We start from the raw sequence: 6,260 nt of genomic DNA, 5'->3' as shown, positions 1-6,260 counted from the left end.
TGCGCGCTTCGGCCTCGCCAAGCGTGCGCCCCTGAACTTGGGCGTGTAGCCCCCCCCACACCATGCGCACATCCATCACTCTCGCCTTTGCCGCTTTGCTTTTGGCTGCCTGCTCGTCACAGCAACTCTATGCAACCGGACGCAATGCTCAGCGTGCCGAGTGCATGAAACAAGCCGATGGCGCCGCACGTGATCGCTGCCTGAAGGACGCAGGGATGTCCCACGATGCCTACCAAAAAGAGGCCGATGCAGCACGCAAGTAGGCTCATGCCCTTTGCCCCGGCCTAACTGGGCGTTGCCGGGAACGTCCACACCACCGCACGATTCATCCAGGCCGAGCGTGGCGCACTGAACTAGAGCGTTCGTTAGGCCGAACAGCACAGTCCCATGCGTTCGCCGTCGACGCAGCTTTCTTCAACGGGTCCGGTCAAGTATGCTTTGGCAATCATGATCAAACCAGGAGCTTCAAAATGTGTTCACGCCTGAACCTGTTGCTTGCTGCCGCCTTGCTTGGAAGTGCGGGCATGGCCAACGCAAATCTCCTCATGAACGGGGGCTTTGAGTCGGGATCATTCGTTCCGCCCAGCAACCAAACGATGACCCTTTCACCAGGCTCTTCTTCGCTATCGGGCTGGCAAATCGTCAACGACTCCTTGGCCTGGATTGGTGTTGGAGACCCGTGGGGCCTCGATGCCCAGGAAGGCAACTTCTTCCTTGATCTGTCGGACTATGCCGCCGGCTCGCCGTTTGGAGGTGTGCAGCAAACCATTGCCACGACCAAGGGCTTTGAATACACCGTCACGTTTTACTTGGGTAGCTCAAACACTTGGGGCAGGCCTTCCTCGCTCAATGTGAGTGCTGCGGGTCAATCGGCGAACTTTACTGGGTCGCATGCCGGCGGGACAAATGACTGGGAGCAGTTTTCCTTTGTCTTTGTCGCCGCCGGTTCCGAAAGCACCATCCAGTTTGTTGGCGCATCAGGGGTGAACTACATTGGCTTGGACAACGTCAGCGCTTCGATGACCGCCGTCCCAGAACCAACGTCTTACGCGCTGGCTCTCATGGGTCTTGCCACCATTGGATCGCTGCAACTGACGAACAAGCCTCGCTTGCAGAGCCTCGCAAAGGCGGCCTGACTGCGCGTTCAAATCGAACGCCACCTCAGCCCATGCCTTCGGCACGTTCATGACGCGACACGATGCCCTCCGACTTCGTGCTCCGGCGCCGTTTGACCAGGTTGTTGGGCCACTCATGAACTCACCAATCCTGCGCGACTTCCGACCAGCTGACACAGACGCAGTGAACGCACTGGGGCTGTCAGCGTTCGAGCAGTTCTCCGATCAATACAACGATTGGCCGACCTTCAGGGCAAAGATCGCCACCATGGCTTCTCTTGCGGAAGCCGGCCAGGTCATCGTTGCAACAGCTGGTTCAACCATCGTTGGCGCCGTTGCCTACTTGGGACCTGAAACGCCAAAGAGCGAATTCTTCCCACAATCTTGGGCGGTCATGCGCATGCTGGTGGTCTGCCCAGCATCTCGGGGCAGAGGCATTGGGCGTGCGCTGGCCAATGCCTGCGTTGACAAAGCCAAGCGCGATCATACGGAAGTATTTGGCTTGCACACCAGCTCCATCATGTCTGCGGCGCTTCCGATGTACCTGTCCATGGGCTTCGAGTTCGTTCGCGAAGCCCCCACAATCCACGGTGTGGCATACGGCATCTATGCAAAGCGTTTGCTTGGGTCTGGCAGTGTTGCCTGACTGGGCGGTCAAGCGGACGCCAGCGCAAGCCATGCGAGCCCTCTCCTCGGCTGCCGGACCACTGCCGCATCGACTGAACGCCATCACATCATCAAAGGTTGTCCCATGAGAGCGCTGATCGCCATGGTTGTTCTTGCATCGTCGGTCGCTGGATGCGCCGTCTACACACCATCCGGCTCGGTGGTCATCGACCCTGCCGGCCGGCACGACTCTGGCGGTGGGAAGTTCTGTCCGCCGGGTCAAGCCAAAAAGGGCAACTGCTGAGCAGGCCGTCACTCACCGTCCACCCTCGCCTCACAGGGCGTTGCAGGCGGCACTTCCACCACTGCGCGCATCGGCCACGCCCAGCAAAAGCTGGGAAGCGCTCCATTCGTTACGATCGCCCGACACGACATCTCTCGATGTCCACGCACCCACGAGGTAACCGCATGTCAGCTGGAGACTGGAAGAACTTGTACCAAGCAGCCGTGGATGGCAACCTTGATCTGGTGCAGCATCACATCATTGAAGAAGTGAATCCGAACTACCAACACCCGGAGATCATGCGAACTCCGCTGGTAGCCAGCTTGATCGAGGGCCATGTTGAGGTTGCCCGCTTTCTGCTGGCTCACGGCGCAGATCCCAGCCTCGTGTCGGAGCTGGATAACCTCTCCCCGCTTCAAGCCGCCAAGAAGCACGGACATCATGCGTTCGCAGATCATCTGAGGCAAATCGGGGCCAAAGAGCAGAATGAACCGTTCTGGTGGCGTTGGCTACCTGTCTAGTCTGTTTGAGGTCATGGCCACCGCGTGTCTGACGCCATGCGGACGCCCTTGAGCATCCTCAGGGGGCAGGGATCCATCGCGTTCACGCCGCCAAGTGTTGCGTTCGCTTGCAATCAGGCCGCACCTCACCAGGCTCAGGCTCCTCATGCAGCCCCGCTTGGGCAGGCAACGCCTCATCAGCTATCGTTCGCACTGGACCAACACAAGAGGGCAGTGGATTCATGAACCCAGCAATCAAGGCAGCCGCGATGACTGGCGCCATCGTTCTTGCGGCAGTTGCCCTCAACCCCTCTGCCCAAAGGCACAGAGATCAGATCAAGGCGGCGGTCGCAGAGCGCAGCCCCTTGGCGGGAATCCTGGGCGTCGGGGCGTTGACGGCGTTCGCCAGCAACTATCACTCGGTTGGCGTGGCGTCATACACAAGCATCCAAGACAAAACCGTCTCGGTTGGCCTTTTGGGCATGGTCTTCGTGCTCGATTCGCACTGACCGGTCCACGCCGAAAACTCAAAGACACCTGGAAACTTCATGGGACAAGCCAAGCTACGCGGCACACCAGAGCAACGCAAACAAGCTGCCATCGAGCGGCAACTGTCACTGCGGCCGAAACACATCGTCTGCAACAACTGCAAGGCGGAGCTCACCGACATGCAGCCGATGGACATTTCGGGCATGCGCGGCATCGAGGCGGCATTCGCTGCACATTGCCCGCATTGCTCACACGACACCTATGCCATCAAAGGCGAGCGAGAGTCCGTGGCAAACATGCACATGGCCATCGAAGATGCCACGGGCACCGAGGCGCAGGTCGGGGTCGTGCCGGCTGCCAACAAACGATGAGCCTGCGCACACCGCGCACAAATTCACCCCAGTCAGAGGTCTTTCATGAAGCTTGGCTACACCATCGTCTATGTGCCGGATGTGTCGGCCTCGTTGGCTTTCTTCGAGAGCGCGTTTGGTCTGAGGAGAAAGTTTCTCCACGAGAGCGGCACCTACGGTGAACTGGACACCGGTGCCTCCACCTTGTCTTTCGCCGCGCACGAGCTGGGTGACATGAACTTTCCCGGCGGTCACGTGCACGCGGACAAATCCTTGCAGCCGCTAGGCTTTGAAATTGCGCTGGTGACCGAGCAGGTGTCAGCAGCCCACGCTCGCGCGCTCCTCGCCGGGGCCACCGAGCTCGCTGCACCAAAGCTCAAGCCTTGGGGTCAGACGGTCTCGTATGTGCGCTGCCCAGATGGGGTGCTCGTCGAGCTTTGCTCCCCCATCAGCAACTGAGCGGCGCCAGCGCGGGCCCGCTGCAGTGGTAAGGTGGGGGACATCAACCGGAGAGCATCCCATGGCCAAGCCCAACTACCAGTTCGAGAAGCGTCAGCGGGAACAGCAAAAAAAGCAGAAGAAGGCCGAAAAAGCCCAGCGCAAAGCCCTCCCGGCACAGACCGAGCCATCAGCCACCGACTTCCCTGTTCAGGCACCTGCCACCGAATGAACACTGGTCTTTGAAAAGGAGTGCACCATGGCCAAAGGCGAACAGCGCAGCAACAAGATGATCAAGAAACCGAAGAAGGACACCAGCGCGCCCAAAGATTCGGCTTCTGTCTCGACCCGGCCCGTTGCACCGACCACGTCGGTCATGCCCAAGGGCAAGTTGAAGAACAAATAGCCTCGGGCAGGCCTGTTGGCCCTGAAGTGTCAGAATCGCGGCCATGCATGCCTTGCTGGACGCCATCTCCCGACTCGAACGCCCAACCGATGCCCAGCGCGTCTTCCATGGTCGAGGGGGCTTGCACCCTGGCAGCGAGCAATGGTCGCTGGACGCCTACCCACCAGTCTGGTTGCTGACCAGCCACCAGCCCGTCTCTGATAGCGATCTCGACACCGTGCTCGAGGCGCTGCGTGAACGCTGGTCGGTGCTGGCGCCGTCAGAGCCACTCAATTGCGTGTTTCAGCTTCGCCAGGAGGCTCGATCGGAGACCCGGGTGTTGTCTGGCGATGTGCCCGACCCGCACACCGTGAGCGAGGGGCCGGTTCGCTTTCGTGTGCACCTGCCAAGGGGCCTGAACCACGGGCTGTTCCTGGACATGGCAGCTGGCCGTCAATGGGTTCGCGATCGCATGCGGGCTCAGCCTGGTGCGCGGGTGCTCAACCTGTTCGCCTACACCTGCGCATTCTCGGTGGTGGCCATGCAGGCAGGCGCATCGCAGGTGGTCAACGTGGACATGGCCGGCGGTGCACTGAACATCGGCAAGCAGAACCACGCGCTCAATGGCCTGGGCCAAGGTGCTAGCTTCCTGCCACACGACATCTTCAGCTCATGGGGCAAGTTGCGCAGAAGCGGCCCTCATGACCTGGTCATCGTGGACCCGCCTGCTTACCAAAAAGGCAGTTTCGTGGCCGAGAAGGACTATGTGCGCCTGATGCGCCGCCTGCCTGACTTGCTGGCCCCAGGAGGCCACGCGATGCTCTGCTTGAACTCGACCAAGCTGGAGACAAGCTTTCTGCTCGACCTCATGCAGGTGGCTGCACCGTCCCTGCGCTTTCTCGAGCGCCTGCCCAACCCGCCAGCGTTCGACGACGCCTCACCCGAGCGCGCCTTGAAGGTGCTGATTTTTCAGGCGCCCTCCGATGGACCGGGCGACGATGAGGGCAACCCAGGTCACGTGCCATGAGCGGGGATGCGTCATGGTTGATCGAGCTGGCGGGGTCCGAGATCGCCCGGGTGGAGCAACATGGCGCAGACCTCGTGGTGGTGCTGGCTGCGGCCAAGGTCAGCGGAGATCGGCGCCAGTTGGACCCCACACGAAGTGGCGGTCACCTGCTGGGCCTGAGGTGGCACCTGATTGAAGCAAGCTGGGAGGGTCTGCCATCCAGCTTGATCGGTCGCATCGACGAGGCCGAATGGTGCGATGGCTCGAACGCGCACAGGGTCACAGGCGTGGTCCTCGAAGCCCCCTCCAGCGGAGATTCGCCCACCTCGCTGACATTGAAGACAGCTTTGGGTGATGCCTTGCTGGTGCACGCCAAGGCCTGGCGGGTCGAGCTGTCAGCAGACGCTCGGTTTGCGCCTTCCTTGGCATGCTGAAGTGCCCAGGCCTCAGGCCATGACGTCGTCCAGCCAACCGGCCAGGGGCATCGGCCTGGCAAAGAGGTAGCCCTGCAGGCACTGGCAACCGTGGCTGGTCAGGAAAGCGGCCTGCTCTTCGGTCTCGACGCCCTCGGCCACCACGCGCAGCCCCAGGTGTTGCGACACCGACAGGATGGCCTCGACGATGGCCGTGTCGTTGGGATCGGACGGCGTGTCGCGCACGAATGTGCGGTCGATCTTGAGCTCGTACAGCGGCAGCTTCTTGAGGTAGGCCAGGCTGGAGTAGCCCGTGCCGAAATCGTCGATCGAAAAGCGCAGGCCCAAGGCCACCAGCTCGCCCATGCGCGAGACGGTGTCTTGCCAGTTCTCGATCAACAGGCCTTCGGTGACCTCCAGGATCAGGCCACGCGCGTCGGCGCCGGCTTCTTTGAGCGCGTGTGAGACACAGTCCACGAAATCGGGGCTGCGGAACTGGCGCGGGCTGACGTTGACCGACAGCGTCCACTGCCGGCCCGCCTGCTGCAGCCGAGCCAAAGCCTCGCAGGCGCGCTGCAACACCATCTGTCCCAGCTGCAGGATCAGCGTGGATTCTTCGGCCAGGGGGATGAAGACGTTGGGCGGCACGTTGCCGCGCTGGGGATGCTGCCAACG

At 61.2% G+C, this 6,260-nt stretch carries 12 protein-coding genes; 11 read left to right on the top strand and 1 reads right to left on the bottom strand.

Going from position 1 to position 6,260, the window contains the following annotated elements; translation table 11 throughout:
• The first annotated feature begins 62 nt into the window (after positions 1 to 62).
• From B2W70_RS17830 to B2W70_RS17780, 11 genes are all read left to right on the top strand, one after another.
• Complete coding sequence (locus B2W70_RS17830; protein WP_286747864.1) at positions 63 to 263, top strand: hypothetical protein; 201 nt, start codon at positions 63 to 65, stop codon at positions 261 to 263.
• Positions 264 to 470: 207 nt separating this feature from the next.
• Positions 471 to 1,136, top strand: a complete 666-nt coding sequence (locus B2W70_RS17825; protein WP_286747862.1) for a DUF642 domain-containing protein — start codon at positions 471 to 473, stop codon at positions 1,134 to 1,136.
• Between the two features lie 115 nt (positions 1,137 to 1,251).
• Positions 1,252 to 1,761: a GNAT family N-acetyltransferase gene (locus B2W70_RS17820; protein ID WP_286747860.1), complete on the top strand. Its 510-nt coding sequence runs from the start codon at positions 1,252 to 1,254 to the stop codon at positions 1,759 to 1,761.
• Between the two features lie 428 nt (positions 1,762 to 2,189).
• Positions 2,190 to 2,525: an ankyrin repeat domain-containing protein gene (locus B2W70_RS17815; RefSeq protein WP_286747858.1), complete on the top strand. Its 336-nt coding sequence runs from the start codon at positions 2,190 to 2,192 to the stop codon at positions 2,523 to 2,525.
• A gap of 221 nt (positions 2,526 to 2,746) precedes the next feature.
• The gene (locus B2W70_RS17810) at positions 2,747 to 3,013 is read left to right on the top strand and encodes a hypothetical protein (RefSeq protein ID WP_286747856.1); all 267 of its coding nucleotides are present in this window, start codon (positions 2,747 to 2,749) and stop codon (positions 3,011 to 3,013) included.
• Between the two features lie 39 nt (positions 3,014 to 3,052).
• Positions 3,053 to 3,364, top strand: coding sequence for a hypothetical protein (locus tag B2W70_RS17805; RefSeq protein WP_286747854.1), 312 nt, complete (start codon positions 3,053 to 3,055; stop codon positions 3,362 to 3,364).
• Between the two features lie 45 nt (positions 3,365 to 3,409).
• Positions 3,410 to 3,802, top strand: a complete 393-nt coding sequence (locus B2W70_RS17800) for a VOC family protein (RefSeq protein ID WP_286747852.1) — start codon at positions 3,410 to 3,412, stop codon at positions 3,800 to 3,802.
• A gap of 61 nt (positions 3,803 to 3,863) precedes the next feature.
• The gene (locus B2W70_RS17795; RefSeq protein WP_286747850.1) at positions 3,864 to 4,013 is read left to right on the top strand and encodes a hypothetical protein; all 150 of its coding nucleotides are present in this window, start codon (positions 3,864 to 3,866) and stop codon (positions 4,011 to 4,013) included.
• 27 nt (positions 4,014 to 4,040) lie between these two features.
• Positions 4,041 to 4,187, top strand: coding sequence for a hypothetical protein (locus tag B2W70_RS17790; RefSeq protein ID WP_286747848.1), 147 nt, complete (start codon positions 4,041 to 4,043; stop codon positions 4,185 to 4,187).
• Positions 4,188 to 4,230: 43 nt separating this feature from the next.
• On the top strand, positions 4,231 to 5,193 hold the full coding sequence (locus tag B2W70_RS17785) for a class I SAM-dependent methyltransferase (protein ID WP_286747846.1): 963 nt from the start codon (positions 4,231 to 4,233) through the stop codon (positions 5,191 to 5,193).
• A complete protein-coding gene (locus tag B2W70_RS17780; RefSeq protein WP_286747843.1) occupies positions 5,190 to 5,606 on the top strand; it encodes a hypothetical protein in 417 nt (138 codons plus the stop codon). The genes B2W70_RS17785 and B2W70_RS17780 overlap by 4 nt, the downstream gene beginning before the upstream one ends.
• Positions 5,607 to 5,618: 12 nt before the next feature.
• Here B2W70_RS17780 and B2W70_RS17775 read toward each other — a convergent pair.
• Positions 5,619 to 6,260 (bottom strand): putative bifunctional diguanylate cyclase/phosphodiesterase (locus B2W70_RS17775; protein WP_286747841.1); only part of this gene is annotated, 642 nt, incomplete at its 5' end.

The sequence above is a fragment of the Aquabacterium sp. UBA2148 genome (genome assembly GCF_002328915.1).
Lineage (GTDB): Bacteria > Pseudomonadota > Gammaproteobacteria > Burkholderiales > Burkholderiaceae_C > Aquabacterium > Aquabacterium parvum.
Note: the sequence above shows the minus strand (reverse complement) of the source record. Positions and strands in the feature narration are given on the sequence as shown.

Coding starts and splice junctions, on each gene's coding strand:
- B2W70_RS17830 (WP_286747864.1), top strand. CDS start 63: ATGCGCACATCCATCACTCTCGCCTTTGCCGCTTTGCTTTTGGCTGCC.
- B2W70_RS17825 (WP_286747862.1), top strand. CDS start 471: ATGTGTTCACGCCTGAACCTGTTGCTTGCTGCCGCCTTGCTTGGAAGT.
- B2W70_RS17820 (WP_286747860.1), top strand. CDS start 1,252: ATGAACTCACCAATCCTGCGCGACTTCCGACCAGCTGACACAGACGCA.
- B2W70_RS17815 (WP_286747858.1), top strand. CDS start 2,190: ATGTCAGCTGGAGACTGGAAGAACTTGTACCAAGCAGCCGTGGATGGC.
- B2W70_RS17810 (WP_286747856.1), top strand. CDS start 2,747: ATGAACCCAGCAATCAAGGCAGCCGCGATGACTGGCGCCATCGTTCTT.
- B2W70_RS17805 (WP_286747854.1), top strand. CDS start 3,053: ATGGGACAAGCCAAGCTACGCGGCACACCAGAGCAACGCAAACAAGCT.
- B2W70_RS17800 (WP_286747852.1), top strand. CDS start 3,410: ATGAAGCTTGGCTACACCATCGTCTATGTGCCGGATGTGTCGGCCTCG.
- B2W70_RS17795 (WP_286747850.1), top strand. CDS start 3,864: ATGGCCAAGCCCAACTACCAGTTCGAGAAGCGTCAGCGGGAACAGCAA.
- B2W70_RS17790 (WP_286747848.1), top strand. CDS start 4,041: ATGGCCAAAGGCGAACAGCGCAGCAACAAGATGATCAAGAAACCGAAG.
- B2W70_RS17785 (WP_286747846.1), top strand. CDS start 4,231: ATGCATGCCTTGCTGGACGCCATCTCCCGACTCGAACGCCCAACCGAT.
- B2W70_RS17780 (WP_286747843.1), top strand. CDS start 5,190: ATGAGCGGGGATGCGTCATGGTTGATCGAGCTGGCGGGGTCCGAGATC.